The sequence below is a fragment of the Clostridium sp. Marseille-P299 genome (assembly GCF_900078195.1).
Classification (GTDB): Bacteria; Bacillota; Clostridia; order Lachnospirales; family Lachnospiraceae; genus Lachnoclostridium.
In genome coordinates this window covers 752,235-775,068 of record NZ_FJVE01000007.1, presented here as the reverse complement: position 1 = coordinate 775,068, position 22,834 = coordinate 752,235, and the positions used below count along the sequence as shown (strand labels likewise).

The 22,834-nt window shown below is 33.1% G+C and carries 18 protein-coding genes and 1 pseudogene; 5 read left to right on the top strand and 14 right to left on the bottom strand.

The genetic code is table 11. The features are described 5' to 3' along the window. Positions 1-10 precede the first annotated feature (10 nt). Both BN4220_RS11575 and BN4220_RS11570 read left to right on the top strand, forming a co-directional pair. The gene (locus tag BN4220_RS11575; protein WP_066716251.1) at positions 11-3,352 is read left to right on the top strand and encodes a GH36-type glycosyl hydrolase domain-containing protein; all 3,342 of its coding nucleotides are present in this window, start codon (positions 11-13) and stop codon (positions 3,350-3,352) included. Between the two features lie 186 nt (positions 3,353-3,538). Further along, positions 3,539-4,315: an endonuclease/exonuclease/phosphatase family protein gene (locus tag BN4220_RS11570; RefSeq protein WP_066716249.1), complete on the top strand. Its 777-nt coding sequence runs from the start codon at positions 3,539-3,541 to the stop codon at positions 4,313-4,315. A 119-nt stretch (positions 4,316-4,434) separates the two neighbouring features. On the opposite strand, the gene BN4220_RS11565 is transcribed toward BN4220_RS11570, so the two are convergent. Further along, a complete protein-coding gene (locus tag BN4220_RS11565) occupies positions 4,435-5,526 on the bottom strand; it encodes a hypothetical protein (protein ID WP_066716247.1) in 1,092 nt (363 codons plus the stop codon). A 165-nt stretch (positions 5,527-5,691) separates the two neighbouring features. Between BN4220_RS11565 and BN4220_RS11560 the strand changes: the two genes are divergently transcribed. Continuing rightward, on the top strand, positions 5,692-7,239 hold the full coding sequence (locus BN4220_RS11560) for an AbgT family transporter (RefSeq protein ID WP_066716245.1): 1,548 nt from the start codon (positions 5,692-5,694) through the stop codon (positions 7,237-7,239). Between the two features lie 233 nt (positions 7,240-7,472). Further along, entirely contained in the window at positions 7,473-8,015 is a 543-nt protein-coding gene (locus tag BN4220_RS11555) for a YdeI/OmpD-associated family protein (RefSeq protein WP_066716243.1), read from the top strand. Positions 8,016-8,174: 159 nt separating this feature from the next. Here the strand turns inward: BN4220_RS11555 and BN4220_RS11550 are convergent, their stop codons facing one another. The 8 genes and pseudogenes from BN4220_RS11550 to BN4220_RS11515 all read right to left on the bottom strand — a co-directional run bounded on the left by BN4220_RS11550 (position 8,175) and on the right by BN4220_RS11515 (position 15,715). Then, a complete protein-coding gene (locus tag BN4220_RS11550) occupies positions 8,175-9,590 on the bottom strand; it encodes an MATE family efflux transporter (RefSeq protein ID WP_066716241.1) in 1,416 nt (471 codons plus the stop codon). A gap of 397 nt (positions 9,591-9,987) precedes the next feature. Then, entirely contained in the window at positions 9,988-11,331 is a 1,344-nt protein-coding gene (locus BN4220_RS11545) for a sensor histidine kinase (protein ID WP_066716239.1), read from the bottom strand. 18 nt (positions 11,332-11,349) lie between these two features. Then, a complete protein-coding gene (locus BN4220_RS11540; protein ID WP_066716237.1) occupies positions 11,350-12,078 on the bottom strand; it encodes a LytR/AlgR family response regulator transcription factor in 729 nt (242 codons plus the stop codon). 63 nt (positions 12,079-12,141) lie between these two features. After that, the gene (locus BN4220_RS11535; RefSeq protein WP_066716235.1) at positions 12,142-12,888 is read right to left on the bottom strand and encodes an EAL domain-containing protein; all 747 of its coding nucleotides are present in this window, start codon (positions 12,886-12,888) and stop codon (positions 12,142-12,144) included. Positions 12,889-13,410: 522 nt separating this feature from the next. Continuing rightward, positions 13,411-13,674: pseudogene (locus BN4220_RS11530) on the bottom strand (DUF1048 domain-containing protein); the annotation flags it as partial. A 9-nt stretch (positions 13,675-13,683) separates the two neighbouring features. Continuing rightward, entirely contained in the window at positions 13,684-14,031 is a 348-nt protein-coding gene (locus tag BN4220_RS11525) for a DUF1048 domain-containing protein (RefSeq protein ID WP_066716232.1), read from the bottom strand. Continuing rightward, on the bottom strand, positions 14,031-14,354 hold the full coding sequence (locus BN4220_RS11520) for a PadR family transcriptional regulator (protein ID WP_066716231.1): 324 nt from the start codon (positions 14,352-14,354) through the stop codon (positions 14,031-14,033). The genes BN4220_RS11525 and BN4220_RS11520 overlap by 1 nt, the downstream gene beginning before the upstream one ends. Before the next feature lie 332 nt (positions 14,355-14,686). Then, positions 14,687-15,715, bottom strand: coding sequence for a hypothetical protein (locus tag BN4220_RS11515; protein WP_066716229.1), 1,029 nt, complete (start codon positions 15,713-15,715; stop codon positions 14,687-14,689). A 314-nt stretch (positions 15,716-16,029) separates the two neighbouring features. Between BN4220_RS11515 and BN4220_RS11510 the strand changes: the two genes are divergently transcribed. Then, positions 16,030-17,121: a PD-(D/E)XK nuclease family protein gene (locus tag BN4220_RS11510; protein WP_066716226.1), complete on the top strand. Its 1,092-nt coding sequence runs from the start codon at positions 16,030-16,032 to the stop codon at positions 17,119-17,121. 499 nt (positions 17,122-17,620) lie between these two features. Here BN4220_RS11510 and BN4220_RS11505 read toward each other — a convergent pair whose 3' ends face one another. The 5 genes from BN4220_RS11505 to BN4220_RS11485 all read right to left on the bottom strand — a co-directional run bounded on the left by BN4220_RS11505 (position 17,621) and on the right by BN4220_RS11485 (position 22,759). Further along, positions 17,621-19,243: a potassium/proton antiporter gene (locus BN4220_RS11505; protein WP_066716223.1), complete on the bottom strand. Its 1,623-nt coding sequence runs from the start codon at positions 19,241-19,243 to the stop codon at positions 17,621-17,623. A 274-nt stretch (positions 19,244-19,517) separates the two neighbouring features. Further along, the gene (locus tag BN4220_RS11500; RefSeq protein WP_066716221.1) at positions 19,518-20,123 is read right to left on the bottom strand and encodes a TetR/AcrR family transcriptional regulator; all 606 of its coding nucleotides are present in this window, start codon (positions 20,121-20,123) and stop codon (positions 19,518-19,520) included. A 305-nt stretch (positions 20,124-20,428) separates the two neighbouring features. Continuing rightward, positions 20,429-20,689, bottom strand: coding sequence for a transporter (locus BN4220_RS11495; protein WP_066716219.1), 261 nt, complete (start codon positions 20,687-20,689; stop codon positions 20,429-20,431). A gap of 130 nt (positions 20,690-20,819) precedes the next feature. Then, positions 20,820-21,239 carry a hypothetical protein gene (locus BN4220_RS11490; protein ID WP_066716216.1) on the bottom strand — a complete coding sequence of 140 codons (420 nt, stop codon included), beginning with the start codon at positions 21,237-21,239 and terminating at the stop codon, positions 20,820-20,822. Next, positions 21,236-22,759 (bottom strand): Y-family DNA polymerase, encoded by a 1,524-nt coding sequence (locus BN4220_RS11485; RefSeq protein ID WP_066720889.1) that lies wholly within the window; start codon positions 22,757-22,759, stop codon positions 21,236-21,238. The genes BN4220_RS11490 and BN4220_RS11485 overlap by 4 nt, the downstream gene beginning before the upstream one ends. Between the last annotated feature and the right edge of the window lie 75 nt (positions 22,760-22,834).

The window sequence follows — 22,834 nt, the reverse complement described above, 5'->3', positions numbered from 1 at the left end:
GGTAATTACTATGAGATTAAAAACTTTATCTGCTCCAATCACCTTGAAAAACGGCAACAGTGCTTTTACTTTTTTATCTGGAGGAGATAGTTTTGAATGGATTCATGACTCCATTCTGATTAATTCTTTTCGAGGTAACACATTAAATGGCTCAGCCAATAATATATATCTTCGAATATACAAAGATGACTCCCTTACTTTTTACCCATTGGTAGGATTAGCATCCAAAAGCAGTTTAAAATCAAGCAATTCTTCTCTTGTGTTTGAAGGTATTGTTGAACAAATCAGCTACACTGTTACTTTTCGTTTGGCCTCTAATGGAATCTGGTTTTGGGATATATCTCTGAATGGCAAATGTGACAAAGCAGATATTATCTACTCTCAGGATATCGGTATTGGCTCAAAGGGAAGTATAAATACAAATGAATTATATGCAGCACAATATTTAGGACATAGTATTTTTGAAGGAGATTATGGATATGTTATCTGCTCTAGACAGAATATGGCCCAGAATGAATCCTACCCTTATCTTCAACAAGGTAGCCTAGGGATACGTTCTATTGCATATTCTACCGATGGTACACAATTTTTTGGACTTTCTTACAAAAAAACAGATATTCCTGAAGCATTGCTTGGCAATCTTCCTAGCAAAAATAAACAATATGAGTTGTCACATACCGCACTTCAAACGGAATCATTTTCTCTATCCGGTACAAAGCAGTTTTCGTTTTACGGTATCTGCAAATCCAATCATCCAGAAGCTATTAAAGAAATCGAATACATAAATGAATTACAAAATGCCTATAGAAGTAAGGAATCCCAGGACTTCCAACCTGTTAAAGTGCCATCTCTTACTAAGACCGGAACTCCTTATTCTTCCAAACAATGGAAAAAAGAACAACTAAATCAATATTTTCCTGATCGATTATTAGAAGAAAAAGATAGTGATACATTACTTTCCTTTTTCACTCCTACAAATGGTCATGTAGTTTTACAAGCAAAAGAATTAATAACAGAACGTCCCCATGGACACATCCTCATGACAAACTTTGATTTAACGAAAGTTCCTCAAGGAGTAGTTAGCTCCACCAACTATATCTATGGTGTATTTAATTGTCAGTTCGTAGTGGGAAATACAACCTATAATAAACTACTATCCAATCACAGAGGGCTATTAAATGTAGAAAAACATAGTGGTCAAAGAATTTATGTTAAAATTGGAGATTCTTACAGACTGCTTACATTACCTGCAGCTTATGAAATGGATGTGGCCGGAAGTACCTGGTACTATCAGTTAGAAGAGGATGTTTTAATCATAACCTCATTTGCCATGTATAATCGACCAGAAATCGTCCTAAAAGTTCAATCTATAAACAACATAAAATATGATTTTATCGTTACAAATCAACTTACTGCTGGACCAAATGAATACGAAAACGATATTGTATTAACGAAAGAAGATAATATATTACAGATTCGTCCAACTTCAGATGTTATTACAAATTCATATTATCCTGATCTTCATTTTCGTATGAGAATCCCTAAAAATAGTACCATAACAGATGATCGTTTCTTCTTTGAAGAAAATACTACAATAAATCCATCTCTTTTATCTGTTATGATACCAAGCAGTTCCAATTTTGATATTGTAATGCAAGGCTACGATAATGAAAATGATATTCCCTTCCTGGACAGCTATGACTATCCAGCACAAAAGGAGGCTTATCATGAATATTATAACAACCTAACCTGTAATTTTAAGATAAGTACTCCAAAGGGTGCTTCCCTTACAACGCAAAAATTAAATACAATTATGCATTGGTACACACATGATGCTTTAATTCATTTTGCTTCCCCACACGGACTTGAACAATCTGGTGGCGCAGCTTGGGGTACTCGTGATGTGTGTCAGGGCCCAATTGAATTTTTCTTAACCACACAACATTATCAACTTGTTCGTGATATATTATTAACACTATTCTCACATCAATTTGATGAAATTTTTGAGTGGCCACAATGGTTTATGTTTGATCGTTATTCTATGCATCAAGAAGACTGCCATGGAGATATCGTATTTTGGCCATTAAAATCCATCAGCGATTATATACAGGCTACTGGTGATTCTTCCATTCTGGAAGAAGTTGTTGATTACCGTACCCAAAAGGGTGCATTGCTCGTCAATAAACCTGAAACCATATTGACTCACATAAAGCATGCTGTTGATGCCATAAAAAATCGTTATCTTCCTGGTACTGCTCTTATTTCCTACGCTGGAGGGGATTGGGACGATACCTTACAACCTGCCAATCGTAAGTTAAAAGAAAATTTAGTGAGCGCTTGGACTCAGGCACTTGCTATGCAAACCCTGGAGATACTTAGCTTATCTGTTTTAGATACAGATGAATCCTTTGCAAAGGACGTTTCACATATGGCAACGGAAATTAAAATTTCCTTCTATCAATATCTGATTAAAGATGGGGTTATAGCAGGATTTCTTTACAGAGAATCTGAGGATCATATGAAATATATGCTACATCCTATGGATACTGAAACATCCATACACTATCGTTTACTACCGTTAACGAGAAGTATCATTGCTCAATTGGCAGAACCAGAACTAGCATCCCGCAATATGGACATTATCGACCAACATTTATCATGTCCTGACGGTGTTCGTCTAATGGATCATCCTGCTAGCTATAATGGAGGAATCAGTAAAATTTTCTTAAGAGCAGAACAAGCAGCCAATGTTGGCAGAGAAATCAGCCTCCAATATTCACATGCACATATTCGATATATTGAAGCTGCTGCAACACTAGGATTATCAGAAAAAGCTTGGGATGCTTTGATGCGTATTAATCCAATCCTGCTTACTGAGTATGTACCAAATGCATTAACACGTCAAAGTAATGTTTACTTTAGCAGCTCAGAAGGATGTTTTAATGATCGTTATGAATATGCAGCCAATTTTGATAAATTAAGAACCGGTGACATATCAGTAAAAGGAGGCTGGAGGCTTTATTCTAGTGGTCCTGGAATCTATATCCGACGAATTATTGCAGATTTACTTGGCATTCGTTTCACTAATAATAAAATACATATTGATCCGGTTATAACAGAGGATTTCGATGGAGCCTCCTTACAATATACATGCTACGGAAAAACCGTCTCCTTTATCTATCATATAGATAATAATATGGATCAACCGATATGTGTAAAATCAAGAAACAAAGAACTTCCTGGAAACTACATTATGAATCATTACCGAAATGCTGGTTTCGAAATTTCAAAAGATGACTTTATTGAAGCTACAAAGAAAGATAATCAATTTCATGTCTACTTAAAGAAATAAAAATGTAATAACTCTATTAATTGATGTTGATAATCTTTTAATAATAGTAAAAATTATTTTATACTTATCTATATAATAAAACCTCTAAAAAATCCTTGTATAAATCTTAATGATGGATTTTTCAAGGATTTTTTAGTTAGGCATAATTAGAGATGGGTATTTATTTAAAATTGGAGGTAAATATATATGAAAGTAGTAACCTTTAATATCCGTTGTGATTATAATCAGGATGGAGATAATAACTTTCAAAATAGAAAGGATCTTATTTTAAAGAAACTAAACAAAGAAAATGCAGACATTATCTGTTTTCAAGAAGTATTACCTCATGTAGCCAGTTGGATGAAAGAAAATTTAAAAGATTATTACATTCTTGGCTGTGGTAGAGAAAAAGACTTGCAAGGTGAGCAAAACACGGTAGCAATTAAGAAAGAAAAATTTCAGCTAATCTCTATGAATACTTTTTGGCTTTCTTTAACTCCCGAGATTCCTGGATCCAGATATGACAATCAAAGCATGTGCCCAAGATCAGTTACAGAGTTGTTTCTACAAGATTTAGAGACTAAAAAACTATACTATCTCTTAAATACCCACTTAGATCATATTGGAAGCGAAGCAAGATTGCTTGGTATGGAGCAAATATTAAAGCACATGAAACAGGCAGCCGAACAAAAAGAACAGGCGGGATATGGAAAAATTGAAATGATATTAACTGGAGATTTTAACGGATATCCTGACTCCCCTGAAATACAGCTCATGGTAAATAGTAATTTTTTAAGAGACCTTACCAATGGGATGGACGGAACGTTCCATGACTTTGGAAGAATGTTCCCACCTGAAAAGATAGATTATATTGCAGTTTCTTCCGGTTTGGAATGCAGTAAGCGTGAGCTTTGGATGGGTTGTGAAAATGGAATTTTTCTATCCGACCATTATCCTGTCAGTGTGGTATTGGAAAATATATAAGATAAAATAAAAGAACGAAAAAACACCACAATACCAGTAATTATACTATACTGGATGCGGTGTTTTTCTTCTTTCTGCTTATATAACATTAATACTGAGTAAGTATAGTGATGCTATTATTAAAGTTTTTCCTGTATGGCATTTTGGATTATGTCCAAAATTGTATAAAACGCTTGGTCTAAACCTGAAAAATCCATGCTCGCTATATATAGCTTTTCAATCTCATCATGAACGACCTTTTGAGCATCCATCATATTCATTGATTTTTGAAGAAGTTCATCAAAGATCTTTTTATTGTATTCCATTTCTTCACTATGTTTCATCAGCAAATCTATATCACAAAACTCTGTAAAATCAATTACTCTGTCAACCGATTTCGATTGCTCCACGGCGTGATACTCATTTAAAGTAATATAAGCCAAATTACGCTCCGGAATTAGTAAATGATCCATTTTTTCTGTATTTAGGGTGCACAGACAACTTTCTGTATAATACCCCCGGCTATTTGCCATGTCACGGATAGCCGGTAACATCTGCTCCATGCCCATTCCACCTTCGCCCTTTAATGCAACAATTGTCATGTCTTTTACCAAGCTATCCAAATAGCTGACCATACCTTGGGGCGAAACTGCACTGGCAAAAAAACTACGATTTAAGCCTGGCTTTTCGGAAAGCTTTTCTAAATAAAATGGTTTTATTTCTGCTTCGATTGCAGCCCTAAGCTTCACTAGATTCAGTGCCTGATGATTCATATAGATATTATTTTCATATATTTTGCAAGCTGCATTTAAATAAGCATATGCTTTTTGATAATAAGGTTTTTTTTGAACTTGTAGCTTTAGCAGCTCTTTTGCATGTTCCTTTATATAATTCCTATCTATAAAATCTGCAAGATTGAATATCTCATCAATCGCAACTGGCACGGACGGATCGCATACATGAGGTGCCGTCGCATCCACCATGCTGATTCCCTTTTCGCGAATACAAATACCATCCAAATCAGTAACATTATTTGAGCAATGAATATAATCAACCTCTATTCCTTTCTCTTCAAACGTAGCTGCTACCTTTCTCATCAAGGTACTTTTTCCACTCCCTGATGATCCCTTTAGGTAGATGATCTTCTTCGCTTTCTCTAAAAATAAAATATCGCCAAATCTGCCATAAAATCCATTCGGTGTATTTCCTCCAAAAAACATATGTCTTGCCATCGAATCTCTCCTCATTTCATTACTATGATTTAATATATTGCCAACTTTTTGTTTTAAGTATACATTAACTCCATTTAATAACAAAATTGGTAATAATATTGAGTTGATAAGAAACCTAGTTTTGATTCAAACTATACACTAGGATAAATGAAAGGTAGATGATTAATGAAAAAGCAAAAAGAAAATGAAATCAAAAAAATTTCATGGGTTGAAAAGGTTGGTTCTAAAATACCAGATCCTGCAATGATCTTTATTTTCTTATACGCCATTGTAATGATATTGACTGGAATATTTGGCGGGACAACGTTTGAAACCATTGGGAAAGATGGCGGGACCATCACCTATGAAATAAAAAATATGTTTACTGCAGAAAATATCCGATGGATTTTTGATAATGCAATATTAACTAACTGGCTCTCCTACGCAGGTGGTATCCTTGGAACCATACTAATTGTTATGTTTGGTATCGGTATTGCTGAGGAATCGGGTCTTTTCTCTGCTTTAATACGAAAGGTTGGAGGTAAGATTCCAGAACGTTTTCTTCCTTATCTTTTGGTATTCCTTGGTATTATGAGTAATATTGCTTCAGATGCAGGATATATTATTTTAATTCCTCTTGCTGGTCTTTTATACTTAGGCATTAAGAAGAATCCACTCATTGGTATGTTTGCTGCTTTTGCAGGTGTATCTGCTGGTTATAGTGCAAACTTGATTCCTGCAACTGTTATTGATGTTATTATAGGTACCAATGCACAAGGATTTGCAACAACACAGGGAGTTCCTTTTGTTTCTTATTTAGGAAAGAATTTAAATCCATTCACGATGCATTATTTCTTTATGTTAGCATCCACTGCTTTACTAGTCTTGTTAGGAGGATTTATTACAAATCGCTTTGTACGTCCTAAGTTTGAAAAGTTATCTTATTCTGTACCAGAAGATATTAACATCTCAGAGTATTCTATTAGTAAAGAAGAAAAAAGAGCTTTGTGGTTTTCGCTACTAGGTTTTGTTTTATCACTTGGATTTTGCGTATTTCTTGCATTCGGTCCTTTAAGACCATACATTGATAATGAAGGTACGAAAGTAACACCTTATCTAGATAACATCATTTTATTGATTACCTTTGTTTTCCTTGCTAGTGGATTATTCTATGGTTTTGCAATTGGCACATTTAAAAAATCCAGCGATGTAATTTCCGCAATGTCAAAACAAATTGGAAGTATGGGTTATGTTATCGTTTTAACCTTCTTTAGTTATAATTTTCTTGCATTGTTAACTTATACTAATCTTGGAACCTATGTCACTTATATTGGAGCAAGTGTCCTTGAAATGTTTGGACTTGCAAAATCTCCAATACTACTAATTATTGGCTTCATCCTTGTAACTGCCATCATCAATTTATTCGTTGGTGGTCTTACTTCAAAATGGATGTTGCTTGGTCCAATCTTTATACCAATGCTATATCAGGCAAATCCAAATATGACTCCTGATGTAGTTGCAGCAGCTTACCGTTTAGCGGATTCTTCTACGAACATTATTACTCCGCTAATGAGCTATGCCGGTGTTATTTTAATTTATATGAAAAAGTATAAGAAGGACTTTACCATTGGTAACTTAATTAGCACAATGTTTCCGTACTCCATTTTATTCTTGATTTCATGGACAATATTACTGTTAGCTTTTATATGGTTAGGTATTCCTCTTGGTTTTTAAGATAACTTTGTTGGAAAGATATTTCTACTTTCTAAAACGTAGCAAAGGTTGATTTTCTATAAGAGGCTAAGTCTTTAGGTCTTGATGATGGCCTGTACACTTAGCCTCTTAATTTTTAGAGCAACTACAACCATTAGTCTTCCATTTTTACACCTTTTACATTTGATAATTATTGTTTATAATCTATTTATAGTACTAAATGACTCAAAAATCTCATATACACCCAAAAAGGAGTGATCATTATAGAAAAAATCTGTTTTGAAACCAAAATTTATGAAATAAACACATGGCGTATACTGAAATTTCCAAAACAATCAAGTGATGAACTTCCATCCAGAGGAATGGTGATGGTGAAAGGAACAATGAATAATATCTATTTTGAAGCTCCTCTTGAGCCAGACGGTATGGGAAGCCATTGGTTTAGAGTGAGTGATACTCTATCAAAGGAAGCACATGCTAATGTTGGTGATACAGTAACATTGATTGTTGAACCCATGAAGATTTGGCTTGAACCAGAAGTACCTTCTGATTTAAATAATTCATTAGTTAATTCTGATTTACTGAATCAATGGAATAAAATCACAACAAAAGCACGGTGGGAATGGATTCGTTGGATACGATTTACCAACAATACAGCGACACGCCAAAAAAGAATTGAGACTGCTTGTTCGATGCTTAGCGCTGGCAAAAAAAGACCTTGCTGTTTTGACCAAAGTCGATGTACTGAGACATTTGTTTCTAAAAACGGCATATTATTACCTATTACCGAGATATAGAATAGTACTATCGAGTAGGAATAGCAAATACTTAAAATTGTATAATGTTTTATATCAATACTAAACCATTTTAAAAATCAAACCCACAGGTTCATTCTAGAGCCTGTGGGCTTTTCATTATTACATATTCACTTCTTTTTATTACATATCCGCTTCTTTTTATTTCATCGCACCCTTAGACAACCATTTATCTGATTGATATCGTAAATAAAAAACCAAAGTACGTACCGCCCATTCAATTCCCAAGCAGATCCAAAGTCCATACACGCCTAAACCAAATATTATTGCAAATATATATCCAAGTCCAACACGAATAATCCACATAGTAATCAGTGAAACAATGGAACTAAACGTTGCATCCCCAGCGGAACGAAGTACATTTGGCATCACATAGGAAGTTGACCAAAAAAACGGCATAGGGATTATAGCAATGAGTAGTAATTTGTAAATTAAAGAAAGTGTTTCTGCTGGTGCTTGATACAAATTTAAAATGATTGGCATCAACGGAAATAGTAAGGCAATCGAAACTAAAGACATTGCTGTTCCCAGTCGGACCATTTTTTTACCATATTGTCTCGCCAAATCCTTGTCATCCGCCCCGATACACTGCCCTACAATGGTTGTCGCTAAAGTTCCCACAGCAAGACCTGCCGAATAAAGAATAGTAAATGCTGAATTCGCAATGGCATTTGCTGCTATGTATATTGTTCCAAGATGCACAATATAGGTTTGCACAATCATACTCCCAGCATTAAATAAGACCTGCTCAAGTGCAAATGGAATTCCAATCTTAAATATTGATTTTAAAATCAGTCTATCAATTTTAAAGATATTCTTAGGATAAATCCGTAATATACTCTTAGGATACATTAGTAACCAAACTGCAACTACACTTCCAATGAGTCGTGCTATGTTAAGTGACAGTGTTGTTCCTAAGATATCGAGATGCATCACATTAATAAACAACATACTTGCAAACAAATGTATCACATTAATAATTATCGTTAACTTTAAACATATCTTTGTGGCGCCCATACCGCGAAATGCAGCAAATGCTCCCATATAAATTGAAAGAAAAATCTGAGATATCGCTACACCAATAAGATAACTACGTGCTTTCTGAATGACAACCGGATCAGCCGCTCCAAACATACGATTTACCAGTACATCAGAGCATGCTATAAGTATTACGCATGAAACAATCGCCACTAAAAATGTAGCCATCATAACCTGCCCCGCAGCATTTCGGATTTTGGTTTCATCACCACTACCTTTATACTGTGCCACAACTACGGTACCGCCCACCGAAATTGCACTAAAAATAGCCCACATGATCATAGACACGGGAGATATTATACTGACTGCTGAAACAGATTCTTGACTAGAAGAACTAATCATAGCAGTTGTTAGTAAATTAATCACATTGATAAAGAAATGGTCCAAAATAAGTGGTATTAACATAGCAAAAATCGTTTTATATGTAAACTGCGTACTGCCATATTTTCGTTCTAAATAAAGATCAACCTTTGAGCCCTGCTTCAAAAACTTTATTTTATGTTTCATATTTAACTGCATATAATTACTCTCCTTTATTATTCCATAGTAATCATTTCAAAATATGAAAACAAGGCATTAATTTTGTTCTTTTTTGTATTTATCAGCTATATTTAGTTTCTCGAGTTTTTATTTCTTGTAACTCATAATAACCTATTCACTGATAGTCTAAAGATATTTAACTAATTATTAGAAACATTGAAAAAACTTTTCATTTCACCCCTATAATAAAGTATCGTAACCTCATCAAGTTTCTAGTATAAAAATCAAAAAATCCGAGAGTAGAAATCATTCTTTTGAACTATTCTAACTCTCGGTTATCTCTTATGTTCTGCACTCTTACAGCCTTCTATTTTTTGGATTTTGAATAAAAAGCAAATAAAAGTGCTTCACCCTTTTATATAAAAAACACTTTTACTTATTCCTGTATTGTTAAAGGGATTTTTATTAGAAATTTAAACTCTCTATTTTCTTTATCTACTTTTGTAAGAGCTATGCCATTCGCTTTATAAACGATATGTTTTATACTTTCTACGCCTATACCATGACGCTTTTTATCTTCTTTCGTTGTCATTAACTTATCATTTCTAAATTTTATATTCCCATTAAACGAATTGCATTGATATATAATTAAATTATTATCCTTAACGTAACTTTTAAAACTTACCCATCTTTTTTCATTACTATTTTGCTTAATGCAGGCTTCTATTGCATTACTTGATAAATTATTAAAAATATTTACAAGTTCTAGTTCTGTTATACTAAGATTATTCGGAATATAGCAATCCGATTCAAAGCAAATATGCTTAGCATTACATTCTGTATATAGCCTATTAAGTAAAGCATTTACCAATGAATTATTTGATAATCGTTTATTATAGTTTGTAAGTTCATGTATATTTTCATCAAATTCCAATATAATTTCTTTCGCCTTTTCCGTATCTCCTATTTCAATGGAATCCCTAATATTGTACAATATGTTTTTAAAATCATGATTGTACATACTTAATAAGTTCGAGTACTCCTCTACCTTTTTATTTAAATTTTCATTATATTCTAGATTTAGTAAGTTAGTTTTATAAAGTACCTCTTCCTCTACCCATCTTATTATTTTGGTACTCATACCAATAGCAAAGTGAAAACAAACATAGATGCAAATTCTATTTGCCAGCATTATCGGAGTTGTTGAATGTATATTCCCTGAATAATAGTATGTATAATTAGAATTTAATAATATAACTACTAAACTTGTAACGGTTAATACATTTAACCCCAACTTTTTTCTGTATAATAATAGCATTCTAACTTTAGTAACATAAATTTCTTTATCAAATATCAATCCTAAAATCGTAATTATTATCATTGAAAAAGTACATGTAAAAATATATATATTATAATCTTGAACTATTATAAACATACTATTTCCATGCACCAATGCAGTTAACCCAATGATAACATCTCTTAAAATAATTATTTGAAAAATTGGACATATGCTTAGTATATAAATAGGCCCTAGGGTTTTATCAAAAACTAAATTAAATACTAACATATATACTAGAAAATTTATTATATATACTATAGGTAAAAAAACTAAATTTACTATCATACTAAAAGTAACTGTTGTAATAATTATTGGGAAAAATACAAGTGATATTATCTTGTTTAATTTAAATCCAACTACTTTTCCATAAAAATATATCAAAAATAAATTATACGTATATATAGATAGAAAAGCTAATATTTCACTAATAATTAATTTCATAGTAATGTTCACTCCATTTTAAATCATAATATTGTCAAATTCATTTTCTATGAACATACGTCTGAAATCTTTTGAATATTTTCTACCTATTGGTATAATAAAATCTCTTTGCAGTTTGCACTCTAACTTATTAAATGTCTGTACATATTTCATATTTACTATATATGACTTATGACAACGAATAAACCCTTGCTCTCTAACTTTTTCATACATATCTTTAAAAACACAATTTACTTCGTCGAAATCTCCTGTTATTTTATGCAATATAACTTTTTTATTTAAACTTTCCATATAAATGATAGTATCTAAATTAATAACTTTACTTTGAGGCTTGGATAAAACGATTATATTCTTATTCGTTTTTTTATAAACTTGCTCAGCAGCTTTTAAAAATATATTATTAAATCTATCAACACTATCCGTCTTCAATATATAATTTAAGGGTTCCACTCTAAATGAATCTAATGCAAATTCCTTACTTGAAGTCAAAAATATTATAATTCCATTATATCCATAGTCTCTTAATATTTTTGTTGTTTCAATACCATTAATACTTTCCAATATAATATCCATAATTATTATATCAAATTTATCAGGATTATCTTCCAGTTCAAAAATTAAACTTTCACCACTTCTATAAGTTATAATTTTAAATGCGTAATTATGTTCCTCTAATAATTCACTTATTCTATTTGAATAGCAATTTAAATCATTTACATCATCATCACATAAACAAATATTTAACATCGATACCTCTCCAAAAAAACTTTATAAATAATCTCTTTAATGATATTATACAAAGATATATTGTTAATTTGGATAGCTTTTTAATAAATTTGTTTTTTCTAGTATTTCTTCTAATTTCATTGGTTTATAAAAATAATACCCTTGACCAAAATCAAATCCTAATTCTAAGAATCTTTTAAAATCTTCTTTTGACTCAATTCCCTCAATTAATAACTTTATATTTTTTTCTTTACACGTATTAACTATATAATTTATTTCATCTTTCTTAAGGTTAAAATTCTTTACCATACTTTTATCTACCTTAACTATATCAACACGATACTCTTCTAACATATCACTTTGATTAAACTCTGATCCCAAATCATCAATGGATATGTTAATTCCCCACTTTTTCAATAAAGAAATCCTTTCCCGCATTATTTCACTATCTTTGATTTCATGCTTCTCAGTTATTTCGATTTCTAATCTATTAAAATATTTTTTACATTTACTTAGCTTTTTTTCTAAAAATCGTTCCACATTTATATTACATAATTCTTTTGAGGACATGTTTATAGATACAGTTACTTTACAATTCAGATCCTCCAGTTTTTCAAGATCCAAAATAACTCTATCAAATACTTCACTAGTTAATCCTATCATTTCATCTATAGATGTTATTGAGCTAATAATTTCTTCAGTATTTAATATATTTTGAGACATAGGATCTAAAAATCTTATTAAAGCCTCTAAACCTACTATTTCCAATGTATTCAAATCAACTTTTGGCTGATATACTAAATATTTATCTAAATTTTTAATCTCATTCATATTTATATCCCCATGAAATAATATCTTAATTTTTTTGACAGTTTTATATATATAATATACATAGGATACGTAATATATAATCTTTTTTTGCTTAAACAGCACCGTTATAGTACCAAACGACATTAAAACTGGATTATACGATAAAAGGATATGTAAATTCATTATCTTTTTATATTGGGATATAGAAAACAAATGACCAATATGAACCTTTCAAAAAAAGAGCCGACAACTGTGATTAACTCACATGTTATCAACTCTACTTCTTAGCGTCTGGCTCTTTAATAACCGATATATTATGTTTTTTATTGTTTTAGTTTCAGTTTATACCTTGGACAAAATAGTAAGTTCTAAATCAACGTACCATCATATATCTTTCCCCTTGTTTATTACCACATACCAGGCATATATCCACTCATGTTTACGCACACTACCGCCCCATTTACTCTTATTTATTTATAGCCTTTTCATAGTCTTATTTTTTTGGTGAACAGATTCATGATTGAGGTCAGCATAAGTTTTTTAATCTTTGATAAGTTCGTCACAGAAAGCCGCTACATCACTACCAGTCACTTCTAGCACAGCTTTCCCACGTGCTGCACCCTCTTCAAAAAGATCTATGATACCCGAAAGCAAATCGATTCCATCTGATAGCTCAACAGGTCCTACTTTATAAAGATATTTTTGAATCTCATGATAGACGATCTGATAGTCTTTGGGAAGCTCTTTAACACGTGCTACGTGGGCTCTCCATTCTTTTTTACCTTCAATTACATCTTTTAGTCCCATTTTATCCTCCTATCTTCCTAGTTTTTTGGCTATATTATTGTTAAGTTGCTTACGCCACTTATCTCGAAAAGAATTTGCCCCTTCTTCACCAACCAATGCTGAACAAAATTCTTTGATATTATTCCCTAATACTGCTGTTACATCCTGCCCATTCACAGCCGTTTCCTCAAGCATTCCAAGTACACTATCTAGAATTGGCATTAGATTGCGACCGGTGAAATCCGAGTGTTGCCAGAGGTTATTCTTAATTTGTTCCCATGCCTCTTGAAAATCCACTGGTAACTTTTTGGCTCTAGCTTCAAAAGCTTTATATTCTTTAGTCATATCATTTCCAGTAACTTTTTCCCAAAAATTCATTATTTACTCTCCTTTAAGTCGTTAATTTTCGATGAGACAAACTCCCATTTTTTCCAAAATTTCTTTAACTCCTCACGGCCTGCATCATTTAGAGTGAAAAACTTTCGTGGTGGTCCCATATCAGATGGCCTTTTTGTGCTATTTACTAATTTATTTTTTTCAAGCCTTATTAATATAGTATATACTGTTCCATCTACAACATCTGAAAACCCAAGAGCATTTAGTCTCTTTGTAATTTCATAACCGTATATTTCTTCATGGCTAATAATCTCTAGAACACATCCTTCTAGTACACCTTTTAACATCTCTGTTATATTATCCAAATTACTCACCTCTTCACTACTTTGTATTACTTGTATTCAGTATTACTTACTACTGGTATATAGTATCACTTACTACCATGTGTGTCAATGATTAAAATGCGTTTAGTTTACGGTAAAAGCAAACGTTTTTCTCTCAAGTAATCAAAAAAGGATTCTCGCGACTTTTAACTAAACTTATCATTAATTTCTTTTCTCTTCAGTCAAAGCCTATCATCCTAATGAAATATCCCAAATATAAAAAGAACAATGCTAGCCGCTTGTAAAATCTTAGCACCAGCACTGTTGTTTTGAGGTTTATAAACTATATATTGTACATTAGCATTGCAGTTTCATTATTTATTATCTTTAATCCATCTAAGTAGATATGGTCTATCATTGTTTGCTCCAGGTTTTTCAAACCACTCAGAGCAAAGATAATACTCTTCACCAAAAATATCTAAAATCGGCTTTGCCATATATCTAACTGGACGAGTAGTACACTGCGATTTTTTTACTAGTAACGGATATTGCAAATCAAAATTTTCTTTTGAATACTCTTTTGTTTGCATTAAAGCAATAATTTCCGCTGAAATTCTTCCACTTTCTAAGATTGGCGGTAAAGCAGTTCTTGCAATTTCAGCCACCTTTAGATTTTCATAGCCTGAAATAATATCTTCGGCACTTTGTGCTATTTTTTGCTCTCTTACTTTAGGCTCTTTTGGTATTGAAATAGTTTTCACTTGTCTCTTATCAAACAGATTAAATAATTGTAGTCCACGCATAAATAGTTCTGAAGTATCTGAAACATTATTTGCAACTTGTGTCACTGGCAACAATATTTCACTATGAAAGCTTTCATTTGCCAAAATATGTACATCATATTCAAGCCCCATGTTTTGCAATACACCATTAATATCATCTACTGTAGCCATAAGATCATTATACACAGCAGGGGTTATTTTGGGTGAAGCAAAAACAATATCACCATAGGGAATATTAAAACATCCTAAAATACACATCGCTGTTCTGATACATTTTTTCACAACACGTGAAACTGTTTCTTCTCTTGAGCCATAGTTAAGTCCACTTTCGTGAAAGGCAATATCTACTGCGTAAATATGAGCACCATTTTCATCAAATGATATACCCACAGCATCAGCTTCGCTCTGAGCAATCAACTGTTCAAGTGAATTATTTTTAAATACATTATAGCCATATTTTATCGAAAACAAATCATTAGTTTTATTCATTAATTCTGCAATAATATCCTTATTTTGAAAGTCCCATTCAGGCGAAACTGTCCAGTTTAATTGTACCAGCTGACAATCTTTAATGTGTTTTAGCCAAGATAATATAAGGGATTCTCCCATTTCAATTTTCATACTCTAACCTTTCCATATTTCTTGTTAAACTTTTCTTTTCTGAGTAACCATAATACTTGTCTATTTCCTTTAAGTTAAATATCAGTAATGTCGATTCTCCTTAACAATCATAATAACAACATTGTTGAAAATATTATATAGCTTCCAATCCTTAGAAGTCAAATATTCATACAGGATTTGAAATTATAAACACACCTAGAATCCTAACAACTTTAACCCTTTTACTTTTTAAGTACGAAAAAATATATGAATTTTCATTGTCTTTGCTTATAATAAAACTATATAATATGAATTTTTGAAAGAAGGAAATGTATATGAACACAACTGCATTTGAATTATTAGGAATTGAAAATAAAGAACTTCCGATATCTAATCTTATGTCTTACTACCTAAATCCGAATATTAATACCGACTATGGTTTACAGTTTCTAAATAAATTCTGCCATATAGCACATATTTCCCCTGTATCAAATTCTGATATTATATCAGTGGAAAGGGAACATCATATTTTCTTTGAAAACGAACATAACTATATCGATATTCTCATCCGTATCGGCAAAGACAGTGAGAATCCAGAACGTATTATCTGTATTGAAAATAAAATCAATTCCAATGAAGGTATTCGACAGACACAACGGTATTATAATGCCCTTCAAGCAGAATTTCCTAATTGCAAGAACAGACAGTACATATATCTGACAAAGAACAATTCTTCTATTAACTTAACTTCACAGCACTTCATTCACATTAGATATGCTGAACTTGGCGCTTTACTCGCGGAAGAACCATTTAATAAAATGCCATTAGCAAAAGATTTCTATGATTTTTATATTCTTAGAGAGAAATCTCTCTTCCAGGATATTGAAGATAATGACAGACAGTATCTTCCCGCTAACAAGACTGATTTTCATACACTTATTGACTATATAGTTTGGAAAATCAATGTACCAGGAAATGTAGCAAATAATAAAAATTACTTCTGTCTTCACGGAAAATCAGCACAGTCAAATGACCACTTCTTCCAATTTTCTATGCAAAATTGGGAATTTGAATTAGATGACGGCAATGAAAAAAGATCAATAAGTATTCATCTAGAAGGAAGCTCTAATGAAATTCCTCTTCACATGGAAGTAAAACCCTATGAACCTTTCAATAGCTTAGAAAAAAAATATGGTTCAAACTTTTTCGAAAAATATGTACAAAAAAGAAATGAACTAAGAAAAAGTATAACATTTGAAAACACAGTATCCTATGAAAATCTACCTATACGAAAAAATGCGGAACTTACAATTGCAAAATTTAAAATTACTGCAGAAACTTTTAAAGAATACTTTGATGCACTCATTAAGCTAGTTACTTATATAAATGAAATCCTTATTGAAAATGGCATCGTTAAAAACAGCTAATACTTACTTACCTTATAATTACTAAATAAAGCAGTGCTGGTCACTTGATAATTCAAGCACCGGCACTGCCGTTTTTTTGTATAACATCTTTGGTATAAATGCCAATTAACTAAAGTCAGCTACTATATAAAATCTTCTATAACAATAACAACGTCTTTGCGAAGTAACTGCTTTACTCTTTTACCCTTCTATTTTTTATTTCTTCTTTATTTTATACTGCTTTTTAGATTGGTGAAGGTTCCTTAACTTAAAAAATTCGACAACTTTGATTTAACTCATATATTATTTTGATTTTCTCATAATCGATCTATCATTCTTTATTCATTCCACCATCTTAGCCAAAAGTATTCATACTATGGTCCAACTATTATGTACATAAAAAATATCTACACAAAATATTATGTGTAGATATTTTTGGCAACTCTAATATATGATTTTTAATATAATTATCTTAAACGATAATTTTACTATTTTCATAGATATTCAGATAATTGATATTCTAATCCTGGTTAATTTCATCAGCACTGGAAAATTCTAAGGCATTATCAACCTTTAACATGATGACTTTATCATCTTCTAATAGTAATGTATCTCCAATTGGAACAATGATGTCACTATCTTTACGTTGCACCATGATAATGAGGCGGTCATGTGGTAATTTTAAGTCTTTGATGTAATGGTTCGCCCATTGGTGATCTCTTGGAATGGTAAATTCAATAAGGTCTTGCCCACTTTCATCAAAGTGTAACTCACCACCCAAGACAATTACGTCATTTTCTTCTATGGTTGTATGTCCTCTAGGAACAATTGTTTTACCATTACGTTCGATCTTAGCAACAATATAGTTGAGTGGTAGGTTCAAATCCTTTACCTTACTACCAATTAAGCTACTATCCGGATGAATTGTTGTTTCTAAGAAGCCGATCTCCGCTTTACTTTGATAGTAATTGAAAGTCTTTAAGACCGTATCACTAGGATCTAGCATATTCCATAGCCTTGATGTAGGTGGCATTAAGGAACCTTGAATTAACGCAGAAAGTACACATATACCAAATACTATATGATATATATCAACGGAGATCACCGCGTCACTATTCACAGCTATAATTGCAAAGGCAGCTGCTGCTGCACCTCGAATACCCGCTAATGAAATAATATTCAATTGATTACGTTTGAGACGAAATGGCAACATCAGACCATAAACGGTTACTGGACGGGCTATGATAGTCATAAATAACATAATAGCAAGTGCTAATGGGAATGCCGCTATAAATTTTGTGAAGCTGGACAATAGACCTAGGATGAAAAATAGTCCAATCTGCATTATTTCAGCAAATCCGTCAAAGAAAAAGATTATGTCACGCTTACCTCGAAATTCCATATTTCCAAGATAAATTCCTAAAATATAAAGGGCCAAGTAGCCATTACCTCCGACAAGTCCTGTAATCGCATATGTAACAAGCATGGAAGAAACCATAAAGACAGCATAAAGTCCGTCTGCTCCCAGGGAAAGATTTTTAAGTAGTTTTCCAATAACAAATGCAAGGACAAACCCCATAACTATTCCAATGGCTACCTGAGATATAATCAAAATCGGGATAGACACTTTCGTGCCTATAATTACAGATAAAAATACCATAGTCATTGTATAAGCCGTTGGGTCATTTGAGCCACTTTCAAGTTCCAATAGGGATGCAGTGTTATACTTTAAGTTCAAGTTTTTCGAACGTAAAATATTCGAAACACTGGCATAATCGGTAGAACCCACAATTGAACCAATTAGCATACCTTCTAGTAAATCAAGACCTAGAATATAATGACAAAATAACCCTGTTACTAACGCTGTAGCAACGACACCCAGGGAACTAAGTACTATCGCTTCTTTTGCAACTGGCTTGGCCATCTTCCAATTCGTACCAAAACCACCATAAAACATGATGACCATAAGTGCAAACGTAGCAAAACTATCCGCAAATTCGAAATCCTCAAATTCAAAGCCTACTGCACCAAAAACCATACCGAGCACAATAAATAATAATAGTGCAGGTATCCCATGCTTATTAGAAAAACGGATAGCAAAGAGCGCAAGGATAAAAATAATACCTAAAATTAAATAATTCATATATACTCCATTCTGACAGTAAATGATTTAAGAAAATATCTGAAAAGATTGTAAATTTTATCTTTACGTAAATCTTTATATAGTAATCGATACTGCTCCTTATGTACTTATTTGTGGTAACATTTCTATTTTATATAGTTCCATGATACAAAATTATTTATCCTATTTACTTGTCTATCTTTTGCGGAAAGTCCTACATTTGTACTCCTCAAATTCTAACTATTTATATAGTTTAGTTAGTATATTATGGGCAATCAGCTTATGATATCATAGATTATTCTTCTTCCTTAAATAAAATAGAAGTTATAACAGATGGGGATGGCATTATAAAACTATCTTTTAATGTGATTTTCATCATCGCTAATCCTTGAAGTGCCGAATAGAATAACTCCGCTAATTCATAGGCATTTCCTGGACGGAACTCACCAAGCCCCTGGCCTCTTTCAATACACTTGGCAGTAGCCTGAATCATATTGGTATCTAATTCTATAATTTCATTTTGCCTAAGATTAGTTGCTCCCGATAAAAATGATTGTGCCATGAGAATTAATAGATTAGCCAATTCTTCTCCATTTAAAATATCGTTATAAACTTTGTAAACAAATTGATTTACTAATTCTCTAGGTGAATCATCCTTATTAAAAAAATCAGTAATGCTTTTAAGACTTGTAAGTGAGTTTTCAACTAAATCATTAAATAGTTCTTCTTTCGTCTTGTATTGACGATATAAAAGCCCTATGCTAATTCCAGCTAAATCAGAAATCTCATGAACACCTGTAGCACCAAATCCCTTTTGAACGAACAATCTCATTGCCGCTAATTGAATTTTATCTCTAGTAGCTTTGCGCATTTCCTCACATTGTTCTTTGCTTCGCGGCATAAATCTCCCTCCTTTATGATGAGTGAACATATACTCATTATAAAATTTTAAAATGTTGTTGTCAAACCAAAGTTTCTATCAATATGAGTTATGCTAAAGATCAATAATATGAGAAAGGATTATCAAAAATTAATACATAGCGTCAGCAATTGGGTTAACCAATGCAAATCCACATCTTATTAATAGGGAGTCAACGCTACGTTAACTCCCCATTGAATAATTAAATTCCATTAGTAAAGATCATTAAATTTCGCACACTCTTCCTGCCACATTTCCATATTGCAAAACCCGCTCCAACATTGAACTTAGTAAAGGGTAGGAACGGGATAGCATGCAACTTGGTCAATATATTCTGGATCAAAGCCATAGAACGTCCAATTTCGTCCAGTCCATATATATCCCGAAGCTTCGCCATATTCTACTCTTGTAGGATAAAACCAGAAAGGTGTTCCATACTTTGGCCATACATAGGTATATGAGTACATACAGTCAATAATATATGACGTCTTTGGTTTTTTGGGAATCGTTGTAGGCGGTGGAGAACTAGGAGGTCCGTATTGTCCCATAATTTTACTCCTTTTAAAGTCCTTTGTGAGTATTATATGAGCGAAGTCATGCTGTCGTTCATGTGACATCAATTTTAGTTTTTGACTTTACCTAGTCCTTTTTTGTCGCTGTTCCTTCATTAGAAAAGAATTACATAATTTCAAATATCTGCCCCTCTATAGCAACTATATCATCAATTGAAATCTCTTTTCTATCGGTCATGACCACAATTCTCTCATATTTGTCTATCTTTTTAACCGAACCCGCAGCTGTAACATAAGCCCCGCCATTCTTCTTCTCATCTGGCTGAAAGTAAGTAATCTCAATTTCAGGCTTATCTTTAAGCCGTTCCGCAATAATCTGAAGCTTATTGCTTAAAACGTTCTTCATATATTCATCCAATTCCACTCTCTCATCCGTCAATCTTGCAGTTTCTTTGATTGCGGCACCATGGCCAGTCAGTGCTGCGAATGGCGAAAATTGTGCCGCTCGGTCAATAAGTGCCATATGAGGATGTTTCGTAGACACATGGTGTGGTAGATGAATAATATCGTCATATGTCTTCGTCATGCCTTATGCCCTCCAATCTGATTGTTCCTATCTAATGTGGTAGCACCCTCTTCCAGATTCATACCCTTTAAAACGGCGTTTTTACCGTATTTCTTCTTAATCGCCAGCATTGCTTTTTGCATCTTTTTTTCACGTTCAAGCTCAGCTTCTTCTTCCTCTTTTCTTGCCTGCTCGGCCGCATAATCTGTAAAGAGAGTAAGCTGTTCAAAGCTGTCTTTTCTCTGAACACTTCTCTCATCTACAACATGATTCGCTGCGATATTAATTCTCCTGACCAAAAGATTCTTATCAACGATACGCTCAAACAATTCTGTGAAGGCATCCATAATCAACTTTGTAGAAGATGTCTGTCGGCTAAGATTGGTAGTTCCATGGGCAGGTTTTGGAACCAAACGCCCATAATGGTCTGTTACAATTGACCCATGATAAGATTTCTTTATTTCCGGAATTGTTAGATTTTCAATGTCATATCCCACTGTTAAGACGATTTGGTCCGTCACAAGTCCTTTATCCACCAAATCAAGTACCAGCAGATCGGCCATTTCTCGCACAATCAGTAGCGCTTTCTCATAAGGATAAGCACATTGCAGTACCTGACCTGATCCTATACTATTTGTACTTGGCTTATATGCCTTTATGTCTGCAATCGTACATGGTTCCCAGCCCCATGCATGGTCAATTAACAACTCCGCATTAATGCCAAACATCTTATAGAGCAAATCCTCGTTATAGTAGTCTGTGGACTTACCAATGGAACACCTTGCAATATCGCCCATGGTAAAAAGACCTTGTTCCTGTAGCTTCTTTGCATATCCTCTCCCAATACGCCAAAAGTCTGTTAGAGGCTGATGTGACCACAACAGGTGACGATAGCTCATCTCGTCCAGTTCCGCAATCTGTACTCCATTTTCATCCACTGGAATACGCTTTGCTTGAATATCCATGGCAACCTTACTCAGATACAGATTTTTCCCGATCCCCGCTGATGCTGTAATACCTGTTGTTTTTTTAACATCCAATACCAATTTTGTAGCGAATTCACGGGCTGAAAGTTTGTAGGTTTTTAGATAATCGGTAGCATCAATGAATACTTCATCGATGGAATAGACATGGATATCTTCTGGTGCGATGTATTTCAAATAAATATCATATATTCTCGTGCTGTACTCTATATAATGTGCCATTCTCGGAGGGGCTATAATATAGTCTAGGGCAATGCTTGGCATGGATTTTACTTCCGTGTCACAGTAAGAAACACCGGAAAACTCACGTCCTGGAGCTTTTTGCAACCGTGATGCATTTACCTCCTTCACTTTTTGTACAACCTCAAACAACCTTGCTCTGCCGGGAATACCATATGCTTTTAATGAGGGAGATACAGCGAGACAGATTGTTTTTTCCGTACGATCTGCATCGGCAACCACAAGATTCGTGGTCATCGGATCAAGCCCTCGCTCCATACATTCCACCGAAGCGTAAAATGATTTTAAGTCAATTGCAAAATATGTTCTGTTTTTTATGTTCATTCTTCGGTTACCTCCTTCATAAGATCTCCACTTGAGGTTATATGTCTGTTATAGTATGCACAGCTTTCA